The organism is Brevundimonas sp. T2-11 (genome assembly GCF_055397675.1).
Window position 1 is genome coordinate 1595231 of sequence record NZ_AP027920.1, and the last position, 24824, is coordinate 1620054.

The 24824-nt window shown below is 64.8% G+C and carries 25 protein-coding genes and 1 tRNA gene; 9 read left to right on the forward strand and 17 right to left on the reverse strand.

From position 1 onward, the window contains the following. Positions 1-29: 29 nt before the first annotated feature. Positions 30-1004, forward strand: a complete 975-nt coding sequence (locus ACZ5XO_RS07935; RefSeq protein WP_464164792.1) for a DUF6607 family protein — start codon at positions 30-32, stop codon at positions 1002-1004. 93 nt (positions 1005-1097) lie between these two features. On the opposite strand, the gene ACZ5XO_RS07940 is transcribed toward ACZ5XO_RS07935, so the two are convergent. The 8 genes from ACZ5XO_RS07940 to ACZ5XO_RS07975 form a co-directional block, all read right to left on the reverse strand. Then, on the reverse strand, positions 1098-2558 hold the full coding sequence (locus ACZ5XO_RS07940) for an alginate export family protein (protein ID WP_464164793.1): 1461 nt from the start codon (positions 2556-2558) through the stop codon (positions 1098-1100). 54 nt (positions 2559-2612) lie between these two features. Beyond that, positions 2613-3242, reverse strand: a complete 630-nt coding sequence (gene maiA, locus ACZ5XO_RS07945; RefSeq protein WP_464164794.1) for a maleylacetoacetate isomerase — start codon at positions 3240-3242, stop codon at positions 2613-2615. 4 nt (positions 3243-3246) lie between these two features. Beyond that, positions 3247-4581 carry an MFS transporter gene (locus ACZ5XO_RS07950; protein ID WP_464164796.1) on the reverse strand — a complete coding sequence of 445 codons (1335 nt, stop codon included), beginning with the start codon at positions 4579-4581 and terminating at the stop codon, positions 3247-3249. 70 nt (positions 4582-4651) lie between these two features. Then, a complete protein-coding gene (locus tag ACZ5XO_RS07955) occupies positions 4652-5347 on the reverse strand; it encodes a fumarylacetoacetate hydrolase family protein (RefSeq protein ID WP_464164797.1) in 696 nt (231 codons plus the stop codon). Further along, complete coding sequence (gene gtdA / locus ACZ5XO_RS07960) at positions 5344-6399, reverse strand: gentisate 1,2-dioxygenase (RefSeq protein WP_464164799.1); 1056 nt, start codon at positions 6397-6399, stop codon at positions 5344-5346. The genes ACZ5XO_RS07955 and gtdA overlap by 4 nt, the downstream gene beginning before the upstream one ends. Positions 6400-6402: 3 nt before the next feature. Continuing rightward, positions 6403-6732 (reverse strand): non-heme iron oxygenase ferredoxin subunit, encoded by a 330-nt coding sequence (locus tag ACZ5XO_RS07965; protein ID WP_464164801.1) that lies wholly within the window; start codon positions 6730-6732, stop codon positions 6403-6405. Further along, positions 6729-7196 (reverse strand): aromatic-ring-hydroxylating dioxygenase subunit beta, encoded by a 468-nt coding sequence (locus ACZ5XO_RS07970; protein ID WP_464164802.1) that lies wholly within the window; start codon positions 7194-7196, stop codon positions 6729-6731. Before ACZ5XO_RS07970 ends, ACZ5XO_RS07965 begins: the two co-directional genes overlap by 4 nt. A gap of 8 nt (positions 7197-7204) precedes the next feature. Continuing rightward, positions 7205-8455: an SRPBCC family protein gene (locus ACZ5XO_RS07975; protein WP_464164803.1), complete on the reverse strand. Its 1251-nt coding sequence runs from the start codon at positions 8453-8455 to the stop codon at positions 7205-7207. A gap of 123 nt (positions 8456-8578) precedes the next feature. On the opposite strand from ACZ5XO_RS07975, the gene ACZ5XO_RS07980 reads away from it, so the two are divergent. Continuing rightward, positions 8579-9766 carry an NAD(P)/FAD-dependent oxidoreductase gene (locus ACZ5XO_RS07980; protein WP_464164805.1) on the forward strand — a complete coding sequence of 396 codons (1188 nt, stop codon included), beginning with the start codon at positions 8579-8581 and terminating at the stop codon, positions 9764-9766. Between the two features lie 4 nt (positions 9767-9770). Here ACZ5XO_RS07980 and ACZ5XO_RS07985 read toward each other — a convergent pair whose 3' ends face one another. The 6 genes from ACZ5XO_RS07985 to ACZ5XO_RS08010 all read right to left on the reverse strand — a co-directional run bounded on the left by ACZ5XO_RS07985 (position 9771) and on the right by ACZ5XO_RS08010 (position 14672). Then, positions 9771-10538 (reverse strand): IclR family transcriptional regulator, encoded by a 768-nt coding sequence (locus tag ACZ5XO_RS07985; RefSeq protein ID WP_464164806.1) that lies wholly within the window; start codon positions 10536-10538, stop codon positions 9771-9773. 86 nt (positions 10539-10624) lie between these two features. Then, complete coding sequence (locus ACZ5XO_RS07990; RefSeq protein WP_464164808.1) at positions 10625-11431, reverse strand: MBL fold metallo-hydrolase; 807 nt, start codon at positions 11429-11431, stop codon at positions 10625-10627. Further along, positions 11428-12213 (reverse strand): TatD family hydrolase, encoded by a 786-nt coding sequence (locus ACZ5XO_RS07995; RefSeq protein WP_464164809.1) that lies wholly within the window; start codon positions 12211-12213, stop codon positions 11428-11430. Before ACZ5XO_RS07995 ends, ACZ5XO_RS07990 begins: the two co-directional genes overlap by 4 nt. Beyond that, entirely contained in the window at positions 12210-13190 is a 981-nt protein-coding gene (locus ACZ5XO_RS08000; RefSeq protein ID WP_464164811.1) for a DNA polymerase III subunit delta', read from the reverse strand. The genes ACZ5XO_RS07995 and ACZ5XO_RS08000 overlap by 4 nt, the downstream gene beginning before the upstream one ends. Continuing rightward, positions 13187-13813 carry a dTMP kinase gene (gene tmk, locus ACZ5XO_RS08005; RefSeq protein ID WP_464164813.1) on the reverse strand — a complete coding sequence of 209 codons (627 nt, stop codon included), beginning with the start codon at positions 13811-13813 and terminating at the stop codon, positions 13187-13189. The genes ACZ5XO_RS08000 and tmk overlap by 4 nt, the downstream gene beginning before the upstream one ends. Positions 13814-13850: 37 nt before the next feature. Then, positions 13851-14672, reverse strand: coding sequence for a septal ring lytic transglycosylase RlpA family protein (locus tag ACZ5XO_RS08010; RefSeq protein ID WP_464164814.1), 822 nt, complete (start codon positions 14670-14672; stop codon positions 13851-13853). Between the two features lie 137 nt (positions 14673-14809). On the opposite strand from ACZ5XO_RS08010, the gene ACZ5XO_RS08015 reads away from it, so the two are divergent. From ACZ5XO_RS08015 to ACZ5XO_RS08030, 4 genes are all read left to right on the forward strand, one after another. Next, a complete protein-coding gene (locus ACZ5XO_RS08015) occupies positions 14810-15739 on the forward strand; it encodes a DMT family transporter (protein WP_464164816.1) in 930 nt (309 codons plus the stop codon). Between the two features lie 87 nt (positions 15740-15826). Then, positions 15827-15916 (forward strand) — tRNA-Ser (locus ACZ5XO_RS08020). 153 nt (positions 15917-16069) lie between these two features. Then, a complete protein-coding gene (locus tag ACZ5XO_RS08025) occupies positions 16070-16543 on the forward strand; it encodes a hypothetical protein (protein WP_464164817.1) in 474 nt (157 codons plus the stop codon). Further along, positions 16540-16803: a hypothetical protein gene (locus tag ACZ5XO_RS08030; RefSeq protein WP_464164818.1), complete on the forward strand. Its 264-nt coding sequence runs from the start codon at positions 16540-16542 to the stop codon at positions 16801-16803. The genes ACZ5XO_RS08025 and ACZ5XO_RS08030 overlap by 4 nt, the downstream gene beginning before the upstream one ends. A gap of 8 nt (positions 16804-16811) precedes the next feature. Here the strand turns inward: ACZ5XO_RS08030 and ACZ5XO_RS08035 are convergent, their stop codons facing one another. Next, positions 16812-17204 carry a hypothetical protein gene (locus tag ACZ5XO_RS08035; RefSeq protein WP_464164820.1) on the reverse strand — a complete coding sequence of 131 codons (393 nt, stop codon included), beginning with the start codon at positions 17202-17204 and terminating at the stop codon, positions 16812-16814. 200 nt (positions 17205-17404) lie between these two features. Here ACZ5XO_RS08035 and ACZ5XO_RS08040 point away from each other — a divergent pair, with 200 nt between their 5' ends. The 3 genes from ACZ5XO_RS08040 (at position 17405) to ACZ5XO_RS08050 (ending at position 22548) form a co-directional block, all read left to right on the forward strand. Beyond that, positions 17405-18511, forward strand: a complete 1107-nt coding sequence (locus tag ACZ5XO_RS08040) for a sensor histidine kinase (RefSeq protein WP_464164821.1) — start codon at positions 17405-17407, stop codon at positions 18509-18511. After that, complete coding sequence (locus ACZ5XO_RS08045; RefSeq protein ID WP_464164823.1) at positions 18508-19299, forward strand: LytR/AlgR family response regulator transcription factor; 792 nt, start codon at positions 18508-18510, stop codon at positions 19297-19299. Before ACZ5XO_RS08040 ends, ACZ5XO_RS08045 begins: the two co-directional genes overlap by 4 nt. A 228-nt stretch (positions 19300-19527) precedes the next feature. Further along, positions 19528-22548 (forward strand): TonB-dependent receptor plug domain-containing protein, encoded by a 3021-nt coding sequence (locus ACZ5XO_RS08050; protein WP_464164824.1) that lies wholly within the window; start codon positions 19528-19530, stop codon positions 22546-22548. A 76-nt stretch (positions 22549-22624) separates the two neighbouring features. Here ACZ5XO_RS08050 and fdxA read toward each other — a convergent pair whose 3' ends face one another. Together fdxA and cysC are read right to left on the reverse strand one after the other, a co-directional pair. Next, positions 22625-22960, reverse strand: a complete 336-nt coding sequence (fdxA, locus tag ACZ5XO_RS08055) for a ferredoxin FdxA (protein WP_464164825.1) — start codon at positions 22958-22960, stop codon at positions 22625-22627. Positions 22961-22985: 25 nt separating this feature from the next. Then, a complete protein-coding gene (gene cysC, locus ACZ5XO_RS08060; RefSeq protein WP_464164827.1) occupies positions 22986-24824 on the reverse strand; it encodes an adenylyl-sulfate kinase in 1839 nt (612 codons plus the stop codon).

Sequence of the window (24824 nt, forward strand, 5' to 3'; positions counted from 1 at the left end):
TGCAAACGACTTTCATTATGGAGAAGCCCATGCGCGCCATTCTCATCGCCGCCGCCCTGCTGGCCGGCGCCGCTCCCGCGGCTGGCGCCCTGGCCCAGCCCACGCCCGTCGCGAACGCCGCGACGCCCGCCAGTCAGTTCGAGCGTGACCGTCAGTCCATCCTGGCCCAGGCTGGCCAGTTCCGTGTCCACTTCGACATGCGCGAGAACGTCAGCTTCAACGCCGACTACGACCCCATGGAGGGCAAGCTGTCAGGCGGCAGCGAGATCGTGCGCGTTGTCTATGACAAGGGTGACAAGATCAGCCTGCAGCACATCCTGGTCATGGAACACGACGGCCAGGCCATCGTCGTCAAGCACTGGCGTCAGGACTGGGTCTATCAACCGCAGACCGTCCTGACCTATGCCGGGCCGAACCAGTGGACCCTGACGCCGGTGTCGGCCGATCAGGGCGCGGGCGCCTGGTCGCAGACAGTGTGGCAGACGGACGACTCGCCCCGCTACGGCGGCGTCGGCCGGTGGACCTATGTCAACGGCCTGAGCGTGTGGACCTCCGACCCGACCTGGCGGCCGCTGGCGCGACGCGACGCGGTGCTGAACCCCGTCTATGACCGCTATCTGGGCACGAACCGCCACGCCCTGACGCCCGCGGGCTGGGTCCATATCCAGGACAATGTGAAGATGAACGGCCGCGCCGGCGACGAGCCCGTCGCCATCGTTCAGGAAGACGTGGTCAACACCTACGACCGTTCGACCAGCTATTCGCCCAAGGCCGGGGACGACTACTGGGCGGCGACGCAGACCTACTGGGCCGCTGTCCGCGACGCTTGGGACGCGGTCATCGCTCGCGACGGCGGCGTGCATGTCGAGGAAGAAGCCCAGACCGGCGTCGTCACCGGTACGCCGCTGATGGACCTGGCCCAAAAGGTTCAGGACGGCGAGGTCACGACCGAAGCCGCCGTAACCCAGGCTCGCGCCATTATCGACGCCGCTACAAGGCGCTGACGCGAGGCTCTTTAATCCCCCACGCAAATCCCCTTTGCCCGTTGCAGGTCAGAGGGGATTTGACGCCGTAGCGTTGTCGCCTTCCTTCGGGGCTCAGAACCTGAAGGTCAGGAAGGTCCCGAGGTAGGACTGGTCTTCAGCCGTGCCAGTTTCCTTCAGGAAGTCGCCGGCCTTGGTGTAGTTGGCCACGCCCATCAGCGAGACATAAGGGGTCAGGGCGTAGCGAGCGAAGACGCCGGTGCGCCAACCGACATAGGAGGACTGACCCTCATTGGCGCCGCGCAGCACCATGCCGGACAGGGCGTAGAGGCCGTCGTCCTTGCTCTGACGCCACAAGCCGGCGGTGTTGGCGCCGAGCGTCAGCTTGGGCGACGGACGCACCGTCACCTCCGGCTGCAGCAGGACCATGTTGGCGAAGCCCAGATCGGTGCGCAGGGCCGCCGGTTGCGGGAACAGAGGGTTGAAGCTGTTCAGCTTGCCGTCGTTAGGGTCCTTGTCGCCCGAGCCGACGTCCAGACGCACGGCAACGCGCGGCGACCACTTCACGCCCGAGAAGGTGCGCCCGCCGACGGCCGAGAAGAACCAGGCGTCGATGTCGAGATCGCGGAACGAACCCCACTGCTTCACCGCCTCGATCTCATAGTCCCAGGGCGCGACCTTGCCCGACAGACGCACCGACAGGGTGTCGCGGTCGTCGCGACCTGCCACCTGACCGTCGAACGGCGTCCCCAGACGATCGGTGTTGGCGTAAAGCAGCTCCAGCTTCGGCGCCGTCGCCCCCTGCCCCAGCGTCTTCGCAGCGGTCGCGCCATAGAGGCGATAGTCGAAGTTGGTCGCGTCGTCCCACGAGGCCTTGCCTTCACGCAGAGCGTAGCCGGCGAAAGCGCCGCCGCTCCAGCCGGTCGGGCTGTCGTACATGACCCGAACCATGTCCAGCGCCACGCGAGCGTTGGCGCCCTCGCGCATGTCGAACAGGCGGAAGCCGCCTTGACCGAACTCCTGACGGCCGGCGCGGACGCGCAAGTTGCCGCCGCCCAGACCGGTCTTCGCTTCGACGAAGGCCTGGTGCAGGTCGGTACGGTTTTCCTCGATCACCGGCTCGCCGCTGGCCAGGCCCGAGGTGCGGGCGTCCTGAACGTCGACAAAGGCGCGCAGCGAAGAGCCTAGGTTCAGTTCGCCCCACAGGCGGGCGCGGGTCTGGAAGTCGCCGCCGGTGTCCTGAAGACCACGGCCGAAGCGCTCGTTGTCGCGGTGCTCGGCGCGGAAGCGCCACTCGCCGCCGAAGCTGACCCAGACGGGGCTGCCTTCGCCGCCGACCGGCACATACTTGAACTTCGACCAGGTCGAGGTCCGCTTAGCCGGATCAGCGAGGTAAGCGTAGTTCTCGTCGTGATTGATCAACTTGAACGGCGGCGGCGCGGCCGGCGCAGCGGACGCCGGAGCAGGCGCGGCGGCCAGACCGGCAGCGGGTGCGGTCTGGATCGGCGCCTCGGCGTCGGCAGGCATGGGGGCGTGCGAAAGCAATGCGGCGGCGGCCGCAGCGGCGATGGTCATGATTTCCTCCGGGAAAGGGCGCGGTTGGCTCCGCGCTCGGTTCGATTGGGGTGATTATTCGGCGTCGGGCTGTTTGCCCGGGACGGCGTTCTGGAAGGCGGGCAGTTCGAGACAGGCGGCCTCCAGCGCCAGCAGGCGCGGCCAGCGCACCTCGACGCCGAAGCGACGGGCGTTGCCCAGCTGCGGCACGATGCAGAGGTCGGCCAGGGTCGGCGCGTCGCCGAAGGCGAAGGGGCCCGGCTGCTCAGCCAGCAGCTTGTCGACCGCGTCGAGACCTTCCTCAATGACGGTTGCGGCCCAGGCCTGAACCCCCTCTTCGCCCAGACCGAGGTCGCCCAGGCGTTGCAGCACCTTGAGGTTCTGCACCGGGTGGATGTCGCAGGCCACGGCCTGGGCCACCGCCCGAACCTTGGCCCGCTGCACCGGGTCGGCGGGAAGCAGCGACGGCTGGCCCGAGGTCTCGTCGAGGTATTCGATGATGGCCAGCGACTGGGTCAGCACCGCACCGTCGTCGGTGACGAAGGCCGGCAGCAGCCCCTGCGGGTTGAGCGCCAGATAGTCCGGCGCCCGCTGCTCGCCCTTGCGCAGGTGATGGATGACCTGCACGGCCTCCAGTCCCTTGAGACCCAGGGCGATACGAACCCGCCATGAGGCCGTGGAGCGGAAATAACCGTGCAGGATCATGGGTTCAGACTCCGGCGCGACGGCGCACGCCGCCGAGGGTGAAGACCGCGATCGAGGCGATCACGGCGGGGATGACGGCCAGCAGGATCAGCGACTGCGGCGTCCAGCCGGCGGCCAGCAGCACGCCGCCGACCAGGGGACCGACGATGGCGCCGATACGGCCCACGCCCAGGGCCCAGCCCACGCCCGTGGCGCGGATGGCGGTCGGATAGACAGCCGCCGTCAGGGCGTTGCAGCCGATCTGTGCGCCGACGACGCCGAAGCCGGACAGGGCCGCGCCAAGCAGCAGGACCGTCAGATTGGCGCCGCCGAAAGCCAGCAGGGCGATGAAGGCGGCCGAGGCGGCGTAGGCCGAACCCAGGACGACGTAGGGGCTGATCCTGTCGATCATCCGGCCCAGAACAATGGCGCCGACGACGCCGCCGAGGTTCAGGGTCGCGGTGGACAGGATGGCCAGGCTGAGCGGCAGACCGGCGCCCTTCAGCAGGGTCGGCAGCCAGTTCACCAGGAAGTACATGACCAGCAGGTTCATGAAGAAGGCGACCCACAGCAGCAGGGTCACGGGGGTGCGGCCTTCACGGAACAGCTGGAAGACCGAGAAGCCCTTGGCCGCCGACGACTGCTCGTGCTTCAGGCCGGCGATGAACTCGCTGACCGAGGCGTCGGCGTCGATCTTCTTAACGATGGGGGCGATCTTGTGCTCCGGCGCGCCCTTGGCGACCAGGAAGCGCACCGATTCCGGCAACATGAACCAGAGCACCGGCAGCAGCAGCAGCGGCAGGACCCCGCCGACGACGAAGACCGAATGCCAGTCCCAGGTGGCGATCAGCCAGGTCGAGATCAGACCGCCGATGGTCGAACCCAGCGGGAAGCCGCAGAACATGACCGTCACCAGGGTCGCACGCAGGCGGGCCGGACCGTATTCGCTGGTCAGGGCGATGATGTTGGGCATGGCGGCGCCCAGGCCGACCCCGGTGATGAAGCGGTAGATCAGCAGCTCGTTCATCGAGGTCGAGAAGGCCGTCAGCAGGGCGAACAGGCCGAAGATGAAGGTCGAGATCAGGATGACCGTCTTGCGGCCGAACTTGTCCGCCGCCGGGCTCAGGGTGAAGGCGCCGACCGTCAGGCCCAGAAGGCCGATGGCGAAGATCGGACCGAAGGCCGACGGGGCCAGGCCCCAGTCCTCGGCGATCTTGGGCGCGACGAAGGCGATCGACTGGGTGTCGAAGCCGTCGAGCATGGCGATGATGAAGCACAGCGCCGTGACGCCGAACTGTAGCGGGCCGAACCTGGCCCGGTCGATGACGGCGTTTCCGCCCCCCTCACCCATGGCTGCCATTGAAGTAGTCCTCCGTGGAGGGCGCGTCTGTCGCGCGCCTCTCCGTGATTGATGATGCTTGGAAAAAGGATCAGGCGGCCTTGGGGCCGACCTTGATGTTGAGCGGGGTCAGGCCGTCGATGGTGACCGTCATGGCGTCGCCTTCGACGACGGCGCCGACACCGGCGGGGGTGCCGGTGTAGATCAGGTCGCCGGGCTGGATTTCCCACAGACCCGACAGGTAGGTGACGATGTCCGCCACCGGCCAGATCAGGTCGGCCAGGTCGGCCGACTGCTTGACCTCGCCGTTGACGGTTAGCTCGATCTTGCCGTTCTCGGGATCAAAGCCCTCGCCCGCTTTGTGGATCAGGCCCAGCGGCGACGACTGCTCGACGTTCTTGCCCGTGTCCCACGGACGGCCCTGGGCGCGGGCTTCCAGCTGCAGGTCGCGGCGCGTCATGTCCAGACCGGTGGCGTAACCCCAGACGTGGTCCAGCGCGTCCTCGACGGCGATGTCGCGACCGCCCTTGCCGATGGCGACGACCAGCTCGGCCTCGTAGTGGAAGTTCTCGGTCTTCGACGGATAGGCGATGGTCGTCCCGTCCGGCACCACGGTCTCGGCCCAGGCGGTGAAGAAGAAGGGCGGCTCGCGGTCCGGGTCGCGGCCCATTTCGCGTGCGTGGGCGGCATAGTTGCGGCCGACGCAGAAGATGCGGCGGACCGGGAATTCGCCCCCGGTGTTGGTCGGGGCAAGCACGGGCGCTTGCGGTTGGAACAGCAGGCTCATGCGTTCTCTTCCTTGTAGAGGTTCAGTTTTTCCTGACAGGCCTTGTCGGAGTATCCGAACAGGACCAGTCGGCTGGCCGCCTTGAAGGCGACCGATTTCCACGACGGCACGACGACGATGTCGCGCGGCTTCAGGGCGACGGTTTCGCCCTCGATGACCGCCTCACCCGTCCCTTCCACCACCACGAAGATGGTTCCGTCGGTCGAGCGGCGCGGCTTGGACTCAAACCCTTCCGGCAGCAGGCGGACATGGGCCGAGATGGTGGCCATGATCGAGCCGCCGTTGATCGGGTTCATGAACTCCAGGGCGTGGCCCAAATGCGGATCGATCTCGGCGCCGCTCTCGGCCATGGCGTCCAGGGCCGGACGCCATTCAGCGTAGGGATAATGGAACAGCGGCTGATGCGCCGGACGACGATCCGCCGTGTGGCCCTTCAGCGGACGCATGTTACGGCCATAGCGGTTCAGGCTGTCGCCGGCCGGGGCCTGTTCGGGGAACTGGTCTTCCGAATAGCCCTCGGCGAAGCTGGCGTCGAAGTGACGGACGGTCGGGATGTCCAGCCCGTCCAGCCAGATCATCGGCGTGTCGGTCGGGTTGCCGTGGTCGTGCCACTGGCCGCCCGGCGTCAGCACCAGGTCGAAGGGCTGCATCACCGCCTTCTCGCCATCCACCGAGGTATAGGCGCCGCCGCCTTCCATGACGAAGCGCAGGGCGCACTGGGCGTGGCGGTGGGCCGGGGCGATCTCGCCCGGCAGGATCAGTTGCAGACCGGCGTAGAGGCTGGGCGTGATGCCCGAATGGCCCGGCAGGCCGGGGTTTTCCAGAATCAGCACCCGGCGCTCGGCCTGCTTGGCGCTGATCAGATCGCCCGCCCGCATGAGGTAGTCGCGGGCGTTGTCATAGGACCACTTGTGGACCTTGGCCGGCGAGTCCGGCTTGGGCAGGACCAGGGCCGACAGCTTCTCCCACAGGGGATAGAGGCCTTCCGGCTCCATCTGCTCGTAAAGGGCGTTCAACTGCGACTGCTGGTCGTTGGAAAGGACCTCGTGCATGACCTAGCCCTCCATGCCGACGTGCAGCAGGCCGTCCTGCAGCTTCACCGGGAAGCTGCGCACGGCGACCGAGCAAGGCGCGTCGACCGGCGCGCCGGTCTTCACGTTGAAGGTGCCCTGATGCAGCGGGCATTCGATCAGCTCGCCGTCGAGGAAGCCGTCCGACAGGCTGGCGGCGCCGTGGGTGCACAGGTCGGCGGTGGCGAAATACTCGCCTTCGACAACATAGAGGGCGACGTTCAGGCCGTTGGCGCTGGCCTTGGCGACGCCGTGCTCTTCAAGGGCCGAGGGCGGCAGGGTCGCCACCCACGACAGGGTCGCGGCTTCGGTCATGCGGGGTACACCAGACTGTTGGGGATCATTTCGGAATCGAAGACAACGATGCGCTCGACAAAGCGCAGGCGGTCGCCGTCGCGGACGATGCGGTCGTGGCAGACGGCGGACAGGATGATGTCCGACTGCTTGTCCACCAGGGTCTGCACCACCAGCAGGTTGTGGCGGACGCGCACGCCCTCCTTTCCCTGCTCAACCACACGGGGTGCGGTGGGAAAGCGGCGGTAATAACGCGGCGCATACATCTGGGTCCGCGTCAGGCCGGTCACCCGGTCCTTCAGCATCCCTCGGCTCTCGGCCTGCATGGTGCACAGGGTGTAGCCGGCCTCGTAGTTCTCGCGCGGGATCACGCGATACAGGCAGTCCTCGGTGAAGAAGTCGGGCCAGGCATGCAGATCCACGTCGTCCAGCACGCCGTAATAGGCGTCGTAAAGGTCGCGGATCTCGTCACGAGCAATGGTCATGGCGTCGCTCACAGGCCCATCACCTTGCGCCAGTAGCGCCACATGCCGCGCACGGCGGTCTCGGTGACCTGGTGGTCGGTGGGGGCGATCTCGCGGCCGCCCATCTGCAGGATCATGTTGGCGTCGGGAGAACCCGTCGCGCCCTGCTGGGTCATCTCCAGAACCTCGCCATCGTCAGCCGACACGAAGCCCGCCGGGCCGAACAGGTTGGCCTGACGCGTACGGCGCAGGCGCATCTCCGGCGTGTCGTCGGCGTAGCACCAGTGGGTCCAGTGGAAGTCGAAGCCGTCCGGACCCTTTGGCACGATCTGACGCGTGGTCAGGCTGTTGACCTGCTGTTGCAGGATCACGCTGGGGAAGATGGTGATCATCCCGACGGTTTCTTCGCCGGGGAACTCCTGCACCACGTCCATGACGCGGGGGTCTTCCAGCACCAGATCGCCCTGGAAGTTGCGGATGTCGGCCATGGCCTCGGTCTTTTCCTGCTCGCCCTTGCGCGAGATCAGGATGCCGTGGCGGCCCTCGTCGTCGATATCGACGGCCGACTTCTGGTCGGCGCGGAACAGGCCGAAGGTGGCGAAGAACACGTGCAGCAGGCCCGCGTGATAGGGGTCCTTGATGTTCTCCTGCATCTGCTTCCAGTTGGCGGGGATGTGCTGACGGTTGTAACCCAGCACCTCCAGCTTCCGGCCGTCATAGACGCGGGTGTAGTGCTTCCAGAACTTCTCGCCGAGGTACTCGCGGAAGGGCGGCGTCTCGTCCGAGAAGGTGGCCCAGACCACGCCATTGACCACCTCGACGCGCAGCTTGTTCAGGCTGTGGTCCTTGGGATCGAAGTCCGACGGCATGCCGCCCTGACGCTTGACGCCGCGACGGAAGGGCACGCCCTGCAGGTCGCCGTTCAGGGCATAGGACCACTGGTGATAGGGGCAGATCAGCTCCTTGGAGTGGCCGGTGCGGGTCTGGCAGAACTTGACGCCCTTGTGGGCGCAGCGGTTCTCGACGACCGAGATCTCGTCCTCGCCCGAACGGACCATGACGCAGGGCTTCTCGCCCAGGGTCGTCGTCTTCCAGTCGCCGACCTCGGCCAGCTCGCACTCCAGACCGACATAGAGCCAGTGCGGCCCGTACCAGATCTTCTGCAACTCCTCGGCGTAGATCGCGGGGTCCGTATAGACCCAGTAGGGCACGGCGGCGTCGACGTCGGCCGGCCATGCGCGGCTGTTGGCGCCCTCCGGCGGGCGTACGGGGATGTTCACTGAAAGCTCCCGGACAAGAATTCGAAGCGGCGATCTCATGTCGCCGTTGACCGCATTGGTGTCGTGGTTTTTGATCTATGTCAAATGCGTTGCATCTAGTGCAACGACCGATGGAGATCACAAATGGCTGAACGCATCCTCGTTCTGGGCGCCGGACACGCCGGCGGCGCGACCGCTATCGCCTTGCGTGAGCTGGGTTTTTCCGGATCAGTTCTTGTGGTGGGCGACGAGACGCACCCCCCCTACGAACGTCCAGGCCTGTCGAAGGAGTACCTGTCGGGCGAAGCAGCCGATCCGGTATGGCTGGCGCCTGCCGAACGCTGGGGCGAACTGGACGTAACCCTCAAACTGGGCGTCGAGGCTGTCGCAATCGACCGTGAAGCGGGCCAGATTCGTCTGGCCGACGGTTCGGTCGAGCCCTTCGACAAGCTGGTGTTGGCCATGGGCGGCCGCGTGCGTCGCCTGCCCCTGCCCGACCACCCGGCGGTCCGCTATCTGCGCACGGCTGACGACGCCCGCGCCATCGCGGCGGCGGCCAAGCCCGGCGCCCGCGCCCTGGTGATCGGCGGCGGCGTGATCGGTCTGGAAGCAGCTTCGACCCTGCGCGGTCTGGGCCTGACCGCCACGGTGATCGAGGCTGGCGAGCGGCTGCTGGGCCGCAACGTCCCGGCCGAGGCCGCCGAATGGCTGGCCGCCGCACATGCCCGCATCGGCGTCGAGGTGAAGCTGGGCCGGTCCCTGCAGGCGCTGGAAGACGCCGCCGATGGATCGATCACCGCCCGGCTGGACGACGGCTCGATCATCGAGGCCGACCTGATCGTCGTCGGCATCGGCATCATCCCCTCAACCGAGATGGCCGAGGCGGCGGGCCTGCCGGTGGCGGGCGGGGTTCTGGTCGGCGACGACTACCGCTCGCCTGCCGACGCCCGCATCTTCGTCGTGGGTGATCTGGCCGCGCGCGTCCGCGACGGCGTCGCCGCCCGCATGGAGACCTGGGCCCACGCCCAGACCTCGGCCCGCGCCGCCGCCCTGGCCATTCTTGGTCAACCCGCAGAAGTCGAGCCCACGCCCTGGTTCTGGACTGCCCAGTGCGACCACAACCTGCAGATCCTCGGTGATCCGGCGGCGGGCGACGCCGTCGTGGCGCGCGGCGAGGCGGTGCGTCTCTACCTGCGCGACGGCGTTCTGGTCGGCGCCGTCTGTCTGGATCAGCCGCGCGACTTCGCCACGGCGCGCCGCCTGATGGGCAAGACCCTGATCGCGGAAACAGCCGGCGATCCGGCGACCGACCTGCGCAAGGCCGCCGCTTGAGCCGTCAGATCGACGGCCGCACCCCGCCTGTCGCCAAGGTGATCTGATCACACACCTCGATCAGGCGCTCGCGCGCCTGATCGTCATACTCGGTCTTGAACACGTCCGTGGCCAGGACCGTGGCGGTGAAGACCGCTTCCCCCTGCAGGTCGAAGATCGGCACGGCGGTGGCGCGCAGGCCCGGGATCAGATCGCCCCTGATCGCCGAGTAACCGTCACGCTGCACCCGTGCACGCAAGCCCTCGACATCGACCGGCTGGAACTGCGGCTGGGTCTCGCGCTCGACCATCTGCCGCGTCGCAGCCTCGGGGCGGAAGGCCAGAAACACATGGCCCGTGGCCGAACTCAGCAACGGCAAGGGCGAGCCCACCATCAGCGAGGTCGAGATCGCGGGCGCGCCCATGATCCAGCGCACCACGATGGGCCCCGACGGCCCCAGGGCGCCCATCTGCACCGTGCGCCCCGTCTCGCGCACATAGTCGGTCAGGGCGATCGCCGCCTCGCGGAAACTGTCCATCCGCGACAGCGCCGCCAGCCCCAGACGCAGCGCCCCCGGCCCCAGCTCATATCGCCCCGTCGCCGCATCCTGACGCGCCATGCCGGCGGCGATCAGACTGGCCAGGTAACGATGCGCTTGGGACGCCGAAAGATCCGAGGCCTGGGCGATGGCGCCCAGAGCCGCAGCGCCATCCAGAGACGCCAGCACCTCCAGCACCCGCAGCCCAATGCCCACGGACTGAATCCCCTGCCGACGCTCGCTTGTCTCGCTCATGAATTCAGGCCTCAAGCATTTCAACTGCCCAGCTATAGACCGCTGATCGACAGACGCCAGCGATGCGAAGGCTTCACACCCGGTCGTCAAACTTCATAACGACCTGCCCACCCATCGAAGGCCACCTCCACATTATCTGGAAGAATCGACCGCAAGGCATTGTAATCCAAATCAATGTGCAGGTTCGTCAGGACAGCTTTCTTCACCTGGGAGCGAGCGATCCAGTCAAGCGTCTTGTCAATATGAGCGTGGGTAGGATGTGGCGAATAACGCAGGGCGTCCACAATCCAGAGATCCGCTCCACGCACCGCGTCCAACGCATCTTCATCGAGATCGGACACGTCGCTGGAATAGGCGACAGGCCCGAGCCTGTAGCCGACAGAACGGATCGGTCCATGCGCCTGGTCGAAGGTAATCACCGGGATGGAGCCGCCGGCTCCGTCAATGATCCACGGTTCTCCATGCGGCGGGATCCGTCGCGCTTCCAGAATAGCCGGATAGCCGTGATGACTCTCGAAAATATAGTCGAACCGGGTCGTCAACGCATGATGCGTCGCTGCATCCATCCAGGCCTGAATGCGCCTTCGCGCATGGATGGCGAAAACACGCAGATCATCCACGCCATGAGTCTGATCCGCATGATCGTGGGTGTAGAGAACGGCGTCGACATGCCTGATCTCTGCCCGCAGCGCCTGCAAACGCAGGTCGGGCGAGGTGTCGATCAGAACGCTGGTGACCCCGTCAGGGCCATGGCGTCGCGCCAACATGGAGCAGCGGCTGCGCCAGTTTTTCGGCTCCTGAGGATCGCAAGCGCCCCAGTCGCCATCACCGCGCGGCACGCCACCCGACGAACCGCAACCGAGAATGACGATCTCCAGGTCCAGCTTGGTCATTCCGCGGGCCGAGGGATGCGATCAAAAAGGGTGAAAAAGGCGTCGGTCGTACGGCGATCGGCCTCTTCAGGCGACCACCCCCTCACTTCCGCCAGCTTCTGCAGCACCAGGCCGACATAGGCCGGTTCATTGCGGCGGCCCCGGTGGGGGATGGGCGCCAGATAGGGGCAGTCGGTCTCGACGATGATACGGTCCTCGGGCATCCGGCGAATGACCTCTCGCACGTCTTCCGCCGCCTTGAAGGTGGCGATACCGGAAACCGAGAACCAGGCCCCAAGTTCCGCTGCAGTTTCAGCTAGTTCCAGCCCGCTGGTGTAGCAGTGCATCAGCAACTTGAACGAACCCTTGGCATGCTCCTCCCGCAGGATGGCCGCCATTACATCGTCGGCTTCACGCGTGTGCACCACCAGAGGCAAACCGGTCCGGCGCGCAGCCTCGATGTGCTGGCGGAAGACCGCCGCCTGTTCGTCGCGGGGGCTAAGGTCGTAGTGGAAATCCAGACCACATTCGCCGATGCCGATGACACGCGGCCGCTGGGCCAGGGCGACCAGTTCATCGGCCGTCAGCTCGACATGGTCCTTGGCCTCATGCGGATGCGCCCCGACCGTGCACCATATGTCGTCATTGGCCATGGCCAGGGCGTGGGTGGCCTCGAAGGTCGACAGCTTGTCGGAAATCTCGACCATCAGGCGAACCCCGGCTTCACGGGCGCGAGCGATAACCTCGTCGCGGTCCTCGTCGAACTGAGGGGCGTGCAGGTTGACGTGACTGTCGATAATCATCTCTGGGCCTTGGTGCGAGCGATGTCGGCCAGGGCGCCGGCCAGAACGTCGGCGCGATCCAGGTTGATGGCCGCCGTTCGGTCCGGCAGTTCGGCCAGACGTGTCCACAGCTCGGCCCAGCGGGCGCCCTGCCCCGCCGGCGCCTCGAGCGCTCGCGTCTTCACAGCCGCGATCAACCGATCCATCAGCGCCTCGAAGCGCGCCTGACCTTCAGCGCCGCGAAACCCATCGGCGACGGCGAGCTGCTCGGCGCGATCGACGGCGTCACCCAAGACCCAGCTGCGCGCCAGGGCGTCGACTTCCTGCATGGCGCCGGACGACAGGGCCAGGGCCGCGCCCGGCGATCCGCCGGCCATGTCGGCGGCCAGCCGCGCATCGTCCGGATCAGCGCCCGTGCGGTTACGCACAAGGGTCTCCAACTGATCAGGGGTCCAGATCGGGAAGCTGAGGCGGCGGCAGCGCGAGCGGATCGTGGCCAGCAGCCGACCGGGCGCATGGGTCACCAGCAACAGGACACCGCGCTCAGGCGGCTCCTCAAGAATCTTCAGCAAGGCGTTGGCGGCGTTGATGTTCAGGTCGTCGGCCGCGTCGATGATCGCCACGCGATAGTCGGCCTGCGACGGACTCTTGGCGAAGAAGCCGGGCAGGTCCCGGGCCTGATCGACTGAAATGGTCTTCTTCTGCTTGCCGCCCTCGACCAGGCGCTCCATCACCAGCAGATCGGGATGGGACTGCGCCGCCACCAACTGGCTGACAGGATCATAGGGCGCGGCCCCCAACGGACCGCGCGATGAATCTGGCGCGGCCCCGAGCAAACGACGAGCGGCGCGATAGGCGAAGGTGGCCTTGCCGCTGCCTTCAACGCCGCACAGCAACCAGGCGTGGTGCAGACGTCCCCTGTTCAGGGCGTCCAGAAAGGCTTCTTCGGCGGCGGCGTCCGGGACCAGGTCGAACCGGTCGCGCGGATGTTCGCTCACAGCAACCGCTCGGCGACGGCGCTCCGCAGTCGTTCGGAAACGGCCTCAAGCTCTCCGGTCGCATCGATCACGACGCAGCGTTCCGGGTGACGACGGGCCACGCCCAGGAAGCCTTCGCGGAGCTTCTGATGGAAGGCCAGGCCCTTGGATTCGAACCGGGTCTCGAACAGGCCGCGACCAAAGGCGCGTTCCAGTCCGACCTCGACCGGCAAATCGAAAACCAGCGTCAGATCCGGCTGGTCGTCGGCCACGATGGCGGCGTCCAGCGCCTCGATCAGGCTTTCCGGTGCGCCCCCGCCCGCACCCTGATAAACGCGGCTGGAATCGGCGAAACGATCGCAGACGACCCACTTGCCCTCATCCAGGGCAGGACGAATGGTGCGCTCCAGATGGTCTGAACGAGCGGCGTACATCAGCAGGGTCTCGGTGCGCGGCGACCAGCGCTCGGCGTCTCCGGCCACGACGATATTGCGAATGACCTCGGCGCCGGGCGATCCGCCCGGTTCGCGCGTCTGGATGGCGTCGATTCCAAGCGAGCGGAGATGCTCGACCAGCAGGCGCGCCTGCGTGGTCTTGCCGGCCCCCTCGCCGCCTTCGAATGTGATGAACTTACCGCGCTGCACCCGCGCACAATGGCGAGCTCGGCGCGTCAGGCAAGCCTTAACCGCCTGATATCAACAGGGCGTCGCCAAACCCGCGTGCGATGACCGCCTGACGGGCCTGTTCAGCCGCATTGGCGTCCGGCCAGGGACCGACGATCACCCGAAACAGGGACTGTCCGTCACTACGGATGTCCTGAACGGAGGCACGTTCGCCTAGACGGTCCGCGATTCGCCCAGCGGCGCGACGATCCGAAAAGGCGCCGGCCTGAACCCAGTAGGTCGCCGTGTCCGATGCCGCCGTCTCCGCCGGGGCCGGCTGACGATAGGGCGTCGACCGAGAAGCAGGCGTCGCATCCGCTCGTTGCATCGCAATACCGCCGCCCGTCCTCGGGGCTCGTCCGACATAGCGCACCCGCACCTCGCCCACGCCTTGCGACAACAGGCCCAGCTCCTCCGCCGCCGCCCGCGACAGATCGATGATCCGGCTGTCGACGAACGGGCCGCGATCATTGACCCGCAATATGACCCGACGGCCGTTGGCGCGGTTGGTCACCTCCACCAGGCTCGGCAGAGGCAGGGTCTTGTGCGCCGCCGTCAGGGCGTTCATGTCAAAGCGTTCGCCGGTCGAGGTCGGACGGCCGTGATGCTGCGATCCGTACCAGGACGCCTGGCCGACCTCGTCATAATCCGGCTGCTCCGCCGGACGGTACCAGCGACCGCGGATCTGATAGGGCCGCATCGTGCCCGAGACGATCGGCGCTGGATCGGTCACGACCGGCGGACGCAGCGGCGCATCGCGCCCGCCGCCGAAACTGGCGCAAGCCGCCAGAGAGGAAAAGGCGGCGACGATCGCCGCTCCCTTCATAAATCTCGCCAACATGACGGTACGCACTCCTGCTCACTTGAAGTGATCATCAGCGAGGACGTTTCCGGTTTGGTTAACAGGGCGTTTGAACTATGCGTTGTCGCGTGTCGGCGATCTCCTTGCGCCCACTCCATGTTCCTGAAGCGAGCGCCTTGAAACCCTCCCTTTACCAGACCCGCTCCGGGGTCTTCGCCCTGGCGACGCTATGCTGTCTCCTGTGGGGCAGCGCCTTTCCGGCCGTAAAGAACGGCTATGCCCTGTTGCACATCGCGCCGAGCGACATCTCCAGCCAGATGCTGTTCGCAGGGTGGCGGTTCTCGTTGGCGGGCACGATCCTGCTTGGCGTCGCAGCAGCCTTGAAGAAGCCGATCCTGACCCAGAACATCCGCCAGCTTCGGCAGGTCGTCTTGCTGGGCCTGACCCAGACTACCATCCAGTACGTCTTTTTCTACGTCGGATTGGCTCACGCTACAGGCGTGAAGTCATCCATCATGAACGCCACCGGCGTCTTCTTCAGCGTCGTCCTGGCTCACTTCCTGTATGCCAACGACCGACTGACCGCCCGCAAGGTCATGGGCTGCCTGATCGGCTTCCTGGGCGTGGTCGTCGTCAATCTGGGCGGCGGCGCCCTCGGATTCGATTTCAGCCTCCTGGGTGAAGGCTTCATCATCATCGCGGCATTCGTGCTGGCGGCGGCGTCTATCTACGGCAAGCGCATTTCAGCCGACATGGACGCCATGGTCATGACGGGATGGCAGCTTTTCATCGGCGGCGTCGCCCTGACCGGAATCGGCATGGCGGGCGAAGGTCATATGGATGGTCTCGACCTGCAATCCGGCGCGCTGCTGCTCTACATGGCCCTGCTGTCCTCCGTGGCTTTCGCCGTGTGGAGCCTGTTGCTGAAGCACAATCCGGTCGGTCTGATCGCCGCCTTCAACTTTCTGATTCCTGTCTTTGGCGTCGCCCTGTCCGCCATATTCCTGGGCGAGTCCCTGCTGCGCTGGAGTTATCTGGCTGCATTGGTTCTGGTCTGCATAGGCATCTGGCTGGTGACGCGCCCCCCGGGCGCCGCCAAAGCCTAGAGCTTCGCCTGGCCAGCCTGCGCTTTATGCTTGGGCGTGACGAGACTTGCCGCTATGCACGCTCCGCGCGCTGTTTCGACTCGCGCTGGACAGGTGGCCGAGTGGTTTAAGGCAGCGGTCTTGAAAACCGCCGTAGGTGAGAGCCTACCGTGGGTTCGAATCCCACCCTGTCCGCCACCGACGCTTCAAGCCGTCACGCCAACTGCATCGGCGAAAGCGTGGATTAGGGCGACCAAAAAGACCAATCCCTATTCGGAAACTGAAACTAGCCCGACCAAAAGCGTCGCTACGGATGCACCCTGTTGATGTTCGACAAATTGGGGTGAGGCCATGCTTTCTTTCCATCCTGCCGCAGAGGAACATGATCGGGTCTTCGTGGTCGCGCTTGAGGGCGGGACCCTGGAACGCGTGCTGGTCGTGGAAATGGCCGCTGACAACTGGATCGCCCAGGGCGGCGCTCAAGAAGTTCTCAGCCGCCTCCACTCCGTTCTGGGTAGAAATATCGAGCCTTCCAGCGCCTTGCCTCGACGCCATAAGACCTGGTCGCTCAATCAGGCCCAACGGACCCTGACAGCGCCGAATGGTCTGAAGATCAGCCTTACCATCCGTGACGAAGCCCTGCTGATCGCCTTCATGGCGAATGCCGAAGGCTTGCTGCCAGAACGAGACTATCTAGCTGGCCAGCTACGCACCTCGGTGAGCCGCCTGAAACGCAAAGTGCTTCGAGAGGCCCAGGTCGCCCTGCCGATAGAGAATGTTCGAGGCCAGGGATATCGTTTCGACGCCGCCCTGGTCGACGCATGAAACGCGTCCAGCCGCAGCTCAGGGGGGTAGCCGATCACACTGATCCGTCCGGCTTCAAGCCGATGAAGCGCAAGGCCGTCATCACTGTCGAGTATGAGGCCGAGGATTATTTCAAGATCCGCTCCCGGGAGGGCCAGATCCGCAGGGCGCTGTCGGCCCTCGAAACGGATTTCGAACGCGTTGAAATCCGCTTTGCGGACCGTCGGCCACGCAGTGCAAAACGCGCCGCAGCTCCAGATCGCGCCTGGCCCCGAACCTGATCAGGCAATCAACCTTCCAGGCTCGCCTCCTCGCGATATCCAGAGAGATTCGCACCAGCATCGGCGCACAGAACGGCGGTCAGTCGTCGAGCCAGTTCCACCCCGGTCGGCGTGAGCGCCAGATGCCGGCTGCGTCCGTCAACGCCACGAAGCAACTCCACCAGACCATAGGCCGGAGCCAGGGTTCCTGGATCATCCGCCACAGCCATGGCGCGCACGCCACGCGACACCGCCGTATCCGAACGCCCGCACAGATCCGAAAGATCGGTCATGCGAACCCCCTCTTGCCGCGCAATATGCAAAAACATGGTCAACTGACCGAGACTGAGCCCGGGCGCCACACGCTCAACCTCGCTCAAGGCGGCGCCCATAGCGCGGACCATCTGTTTCTCGCTGTTCATCATTCGCCCCTGCCCCTGCTCTTTGCTCGACTATGCCGCCGGCAAGGATCGCTTGGGCGCGCCAAGACGGCGATTGGTCGACACGAGCAATCCTTTCATCGCCCCAGAGCAGCCGGTTCGTCGCATTAAGGCGCCGCTTCATCGACCAGGCTTTGCACCGCGCCACGGTTGATGCTTTTTGAAGCGATCGGAGAGGATCCATGATCGACCATGACGACCTGAATGATGAGAAAACTCAGGCCTGGGCGTTTACGCGTCTGGACGGCATGGTCGTCCTGCTCACCTTCATCTTTTGGACGATCAACGCGTTACAGCTCAGCGCCCGCTCGCTGATCTCGCCCTCCGCTTTCAATCAGCTGGACGGATTGGTGCTGGCGCGAATGGCCAGCCTTGGCACAGGCATTGTCCTCACGCTCGGCATGTGGGTGCTGCTTCGCCGCCTGCACGAAACACAGGCCTTTGCATGGTTCTGGCGCGCAGCTGCCCTGGGGCTTGTCGTCTGCATGATCCACACCGTTCTGAACGCAAGCTATATTCGGGTGCTGACGGATTATCATGCTGACAGCGGAGAGTTCTTCCTCGACCCCCGCAACCTGAGCTCCACCTACATCTCCTTTTTGTGGCCCATCATGACATGGTCGGCCCTGTGCGCCGTTATGGTGGCGGGTGAGAACCTGCGGCGTCAGCAAGTCCGCACGATCGAAGCTCGAATGGCCGCGCAGCAAGCACAGCTGGCGGCTTTGCGGCTCCAGATTCAGCCCCATTTTCTCTTCAACACCTTGAACGCTGTCTCCAGCCTCATCGGCCAGGGACACGCGCAAGAGGCTGATGCGACCCTCCTGCAACTGGCCGGATTTCTCAAACACACCCTCGCGGCGGGTCCACGCGAGCTCGTTAGCCTCGAAAGCGAGATCGATAGCCAGCAGCGCTACCTCGATATCGAGGAAATACGCTTTCCTGATCGCTTGCGCCGGCGCTTGCAGATCGATCCATCGACACTCGCGGCCATGGCGCCCAGCCTGATTCTCCAACCCTTCGTCGAGAACGCCGTCAAACACGGCCTGGCGCAATCGATTGCTCCGGTGACGGTCGAAATCGGCGCCCGACGTGACGGAGACCAACTACGGCTATGGGTTTCTGACGACGGCGCCGGGGCCGCCTGTACTGGCGGCGTTGGTCGTAGTCTTGCGAACGTCGAGCAGAGGCTGAAGCTCCTTTATGGCCCCCAGGCCTCTCTGAGTTACGGTCTCGATCCTGCCGGGGGATGGCGGGCCGAAATCCAGATCCCGTTCGAGATCGCGGCATGAAGATTCTGATCGCCGACGATGAACCTCTGGCCCTCGCCCGACTCAAACAGGCGCTAGCATGCATACCAGAGGTTGAACTGGTCGCCGCCGCGCGCTCAGGAGAAGAAGCCCTCCAACTTATTCGATCGCTCACTCCCCAGATCGTCATCCTGGACATCCAGATGCCTGGCCTTGACGGTCTCGAAGTGGCGATGCGCCTGCGCCCGACCGACCCCGTCCCTGAAGTGATCTTCGTCACCGCCTTCACTCAGCACGCCGTTCAGGCATTTGAACTGAACGCCGCCGACTATCTCACCAAGCCTTTTGAATTCGAACGTCTGCGCGACGCCGTCCGTCGGGCGCAGACGCGACTGAACGCACGCAATTCGGACCAACGCTTCGCCCAGTTGCAAACCCTGGTGACCTCCCTTCAGCAGAGGATCGAACCATCGCTGCACGAGACTGACATCTGGATACGACGCTCTGATGGGCTTCACAGGCAACCACTGGAAGACGTTGATCATATCCTGGCGCAGGGGGATTACGTGGAGTTGCACGCACGTGGTGCCGCTCACCTGGTGCGCGACACCATAAGTTCTTTGGAACAGCGGCTTGATCCAGATCGGTTCGTACGTTGCCATCGATCGGTCATAGTCAACCTGGGGTTCATTCGCGGCATGCGGCGACGCGGAGGGCGAAAACTTGTCCTCACATTGATAAGCGGCAAGGAGATTACCGTCGGACCAAGCTACTACGACAGAATATCGAGCAGAATGCACGTAAAGCCGTGGAGACAAATACTATCTTGAAATTACTTGCGATAATGCAATTATTTTTCATGAGATAATTCGAACACTAAATTTGATCATAAGCGCGGGAACATTGTAGGGTTTATTGATCAATAGCTGCCGACCGATACTGTTTGAAAGCTTCGCACGCAGAGCATTTGCCGCGAAGCGATCCTACAAATCTCGCATCCTCCGGGATGCGCCGGGAGGGCATTGAACTTGCAAACACAATTTTTCCGTCGACGTCTGTTGGCGACCACCATTGTCGGGGGTGCGCTGGCCGCGGCCTCTCCGGGTCTGGCTCAGACCGCGACGCAAGGGCCGCCGGACGCAGAACCCACCACGGTCGATGAGATCGTCGTAACGGGTTCACGCATCGCCCGTCCCAACCAGGATTCACCCGTCCCGGTTTCCGTCATCACCGCCCAGCACATCGAAGCCACCGGCCAGATGAACACGGGCGACATTCTGCGCACGCTGCCGGAAGCAGGCGTCTCAACCTTCACGCCGACCTCGACGACCTTCTCGACGGCCAACAACGGCGTCACGACGGTGGACCTTCGGAACCTGGGTGAGAACCGCACGCTCGTGCTGGTCAACGGGCGCCGCCACGTCGCTGGCGTCGTCGGCAGCCAGATCGTCGACTTCAACACCATCCCCACCGACTTCATCGACCGTGTGGATGTTGTGACGGGCGCCGCTTCAGCGGTCTACGGCTCGGATGCCCTGGCTGGCGTCATCAACATCATCACCCAGAAGGACTTCGATGGGCTGGAACTATCGGCCCAGGGCGGGATCACGGAACGCGGCGACAACGAGAACTACAAGATCGGGCTGAAGTTTGGATCCAACTTCGCCGATGATCGCGGCAATTTCGTCGGCTCCCTCGGCTGGCGCCGGACGGGTTCGGTCTATGGTCGCGATCGCTGTGACCGTGACATGTGCATCGATGCCGCCGCCGCTACGGCGCGCCAGCAGACCGAAGGCATCTTCTCATCCTTCATACCGCGTGGCACGGCTCTCATTCCGCGTGTGGGCGCGGGCAACCTGACACGCGTGGTGGATGACGCCGGCGTCGTCGTGCCCTACACCAATGCAGGCTTTGGCTATAACCGCTCCGCTGAGCGCCAGCTCTACGTTCCGGAAGAACAGATCCGTTTCAACGGCCAGCTGACCTACGACTTCAACGAGAAGCATCGCTTCTTCTCGGAAATGTCTATTTTCCAGGGACGCACCTCCAGCGAAATCGAAGGCAATCCGGTCGGATCAGAGGCCATTTACCAGGACCAATTCGGCATCGACCAGTTGCCGGATTGCCGTGATTTCGACGGCGACGGCGACGACGAATGCCGCTACGGCGTGCCGATCACCAGCGCCATCGTGCCCACCGCCCTGGCGGCCGCCGTTCGCGCCCAGCACCCCGGCATCGCCGATGAAGATCTGGTGGTCGGCTTCCGCCGCCGGATCAACGACGTCGGCAATCGCGGCAATGACTCGGAACGATCGATGGCGCGCATCGTCGCCGGTTTCGAGGGGGACATAACGCCAAACCTCAGCTACGAAATCAGCCTGAACTATGGTCGCTCGGACTACGATCAGCGTTCGAACGGCGACATCATCACCAGCCGCTTCAGGCAAGCCCTCGACGCCGTCGTCGTCGGCGGCGAAACGGTCTGCCGCGATACGGCCGCCCGCGCGCAAGGCTGCGTGCCGATCCATATCTTCCAGGAAGGCGGAATTTCGCAGGCTGCCGTCGACTATTTCGCCGCCGCGACCAGTCTTGACGCCTTCCAGGAGCAATATGTCGTCAACGGCTATCTGAACGGCACGCTGCCGAACGTCTCGCCGGCCGGCGACATCGGTTTCGTCATCGGTGCGGAGTATCGCGAGGAGGAAGCGCGTTCCACGCCGGACCCCCTGACCCAGAAAGGTCTGGCGACCGGCAATATCACTCCGGAAACACGCGGCGCCTTCAATGTTCGCGAAGCTTTCGCGGAATTGCGCGTGCCTCTCCTGGCCGACCTGCCATATGCGCAAGCGCTGGACCTCAACCTGGCCGCGCGTGTTTCCGATTACAGCACGGTCGGTTCTACCACGGCCTGGGCCGCCTCGATCGAGTACCTGCCCGTCAGCTGGCTGAAGCTGCGTTCACAGTACGCCGTGGCTGTGCGCGCGCCCAATATCAATGAGCTCTTCAACGCCGGTTCGCAGACCTTCCCTCAGGTCGCGGACCCCTGTGAAGGCGTGACCCTGCATAATGGTCAGGCGGCCTTCCTCAACACCCGCTCCAACATCGCAGATCCCAACGTCGTTCTGAACAGCGGCGTGAACATGACGACGGTCGGTGACGCGACAGCTCAAGCCTGCCTGCTCGATCCCTCCGTAGCCGCTCGCGTGGCTCGCGACGGTGGTTTCGCCCTGACACAGCCGGAATTCCAGGGCGTATCCGGCTTCAACACAGGCAATCCGGACCTGACGCCGGAAACCTCCAAGACCTTCACGCTGGGCTTCCTGTTCAATCCACGCTGGAATGATTGGTGGTCGCGCCTCTCAGTCTCCGTCGACTATTATGACATCTCGATTGAGGACGGAGTCGGCACCTACGGCCGCCAGGTTTCGCTCAACCGCTGCTACGAGAACACGACGTCGTTCAATCCGACATCGCCTTTCTGCGGCGGCATTGAACGTTTCAACGGCGGCGCCTCGGTCGGCGCTCTGCAGTACGTCAACATCCGTAACCTGAACCTGGCCGAGATCAACGTCGAGGGCGTGGACCTCAAGGCGAGCTACGGCGCAGATCTCAATGATGTCTTCGGCCGCGACACGGGCGACCTTGGCAGTCTTTCCGCCTCGCTGACCTACAGCCACCTGCTGGACTTCGGTTCGACCGCCTTCCCGGGCGCCGCACCGCAGACCTTTGCCGGCACCGTGGGTTCACCAGATCATGAGGCCGTCCTGAACCTGCTTTATGCACGCGGCCCCCTGCAGGCGACCGTCGGCGTTCAGTATGTCGGAGAGGCGGATGTCGGCTTCTTCGACCCCGACCTGGAGTCCCTGCTGCCGTCGATGACCTTCGTGAACGCTCAGGTTCGTTACGATCTGAACTCACGGGTCAGCGTCTATGCCGGCGTCGACAACATCTTCGATGAATACATGTTCGTCGCAGGCACCAACGGCGATATCGGCCAGGCCACCGGCTGGACCACCTTCCCGGATGTCTACGACGGCCTGGGACGGCGCTTCTACGGCGGTTTCCGTATGAGCTTCTAGGTCGCGCCAGCATGCTGAGGGGTCGGGCGAGAGCCCGGCCCCTTCACGCCGACAGAATGATCGTGAAGACAGGCTTTTAACGGCCGGGCGCCGAACTGAAGTATTTCTCGAACTTGCCGGTCTCGGCCTCATAGTCGGCGCGATCCGCCGGCGGCTCGCCCTTGACGGTGATGTTGGGCCAAACCTTGGCGTAGTCAGCGTTGATGGTCAGCCACTTGCCGTCAGGGGTGTCCTCGGTGTCCGCCACGATGGCGTCAACCGGACATTCGGGTTCGCACACCCCGCAATCGATACAGTCGTCGGGCGATATGACGAGGAAGTTCTCGCCCTCATAGAAACAGTCCACGGGGCAGACTTCGACGCAGTCCATGAACTTGCACTTCACGCAGGCGTCGGTGACGAGATAGGTCACAGGAAAATCCAGTCGTGGCGGCGGCCTAGAGCCAGCCGCGTTCCTCAAGAAGACGGCGCACCGCGTCGGCCGCCGAAGTCGGCGACAGCTGCTCGGTAGCCAAGGTCAGGTCCGGCGCACTGGGCGCTTCGTAGGGAGCGGCGACACCGGTGAAACCGGTGATGGCGCCGGCCGAAGCCCGCGCATACAGACCCTTGGGATCACGCACCCGGCAGCTTTCCAGCGAAGCATCCACGAAAACCTCGACGAAACGGTCATCGTCGAAGCTCGCTCGCACCGCGTCGCGATCCGACTGTCGCGGCGAGATCAGGGCGCAGATGGCGATGACGCCGGCATCCGCGAACAGTCGCGCCGCCTCTCCCGTCCGTCGCACGTTCTCAGCACGGTCGGCATCCGAAAAGCCAAGGTCGCGGTTCAGGCCGTGACGCAGATTGTCGCCGTCCAGCAGCACCGTGCGGCAGCCGCGACCGTGCAGGCTCTGCTGCAAGACCTGGGCGACCGTGGACTTGCCTGCTCCAGACAGGCCAGTCAGCCAGACGACGCCGCCACGATGACCATTCAGAAGTTCATGCGCCTCACGCGATACGGCGACGGGGCTTTGATGGATATGCGCCGCATGATCGGACGCGCCGACGACCACCCCTGCCGCAACCGTAACACCCGTCGTCCGATCGATCAGGACAAAGGCGCCCTGGGCGGGATCGTCCCGGAAGGCGTCCACGGCGACCGGCGACGACAGCGTCAATCGCCCGTCCTCCACTTCATTGGAGGCCAGGGCGACGACGGCGCCCGCCAGGGTCAGCCGCGCCGGCAGGGTCCGGGTTCCCAGCTTGACCTGAAAACGACCCGCAGGATCAAAGGGCTGATCTCCCATCCACAAGAGACGAACATCCAGCCGATCCGAGGCCGCCGGGCGGTCGTTGACGGGCGCCAGGACGTCGCCGCGCGCCACATCCATGTCCTTGTCCAGCACCAGAGTGACGGCGTCCCCGGCGAACGCCTGAGTGACCTCGACATCGCCATACAGAATGCGCGTCAGCCTCGCCGTGCGGCCGTTGGGGCAGACCGCCACAGTGTCCCCCACCCTCACCTGACCTGATGCGATGGTCCCGGCATAGCCCCGAAAATCGGCGTCAGGCCGGTTCACATACTGCACCGCCAGCCGGAAAGGCCGCGTAATCCCGCCTTCTGTCAGCGGCAGGTCCTCCAGCGCGCGTAGAAGTGTCGGGCCATCGTACCAGGGCGTGGCGACGGACCGCGCCGTCAGGTTGTCGCCCCGACGCGCGCTGACCGGAATGGCCGTCACCGAGCGGAAGCCCAGGTCGGCGACCAGGTCGGCATAGGCGTCTCGGATGCGTTCGAACACCGACGGATCATCCGCCACCAGATCGATCTTGTTCACCGCCAGAATGACATGACGAATGCCGAACAGGGCCACAATCCGACTATGGCGCGCCGTCTGGGCCGTGACGCCCTTGACCGCATCGACCAGCACGACCGCCGCGTCGCAAGTCGAGGCGCCAGTAGCCATGTTGCGCGTATATTGCTCGTGGCCCGGCGTGTCGGCAACGATGAAGCTGCGCCGCGACGTCGACATGTAGCGATAGGCCACGTCGATGGTGATACCCTGCTCGCGCTCGGCCTCCAGACCGTCCAGCAACAGGGCGTAGTCGAGATTGGCTCCGTCCGTGCCGAAACGGCGCGAGTCGCGTTCCAGCGTCGCCAGCTGATCCTCGGGCACCTGACCCGTTTCGAACAGCAGCCGACCGATCAGGGTCGACTTGCCGTCGTCCACCGAGCCGCAGGTCAGGAAGCGCAGCAGGTCGCGTTCCTCTCGCCGGGCTTGCGGCGGGAAGGTCGTCAC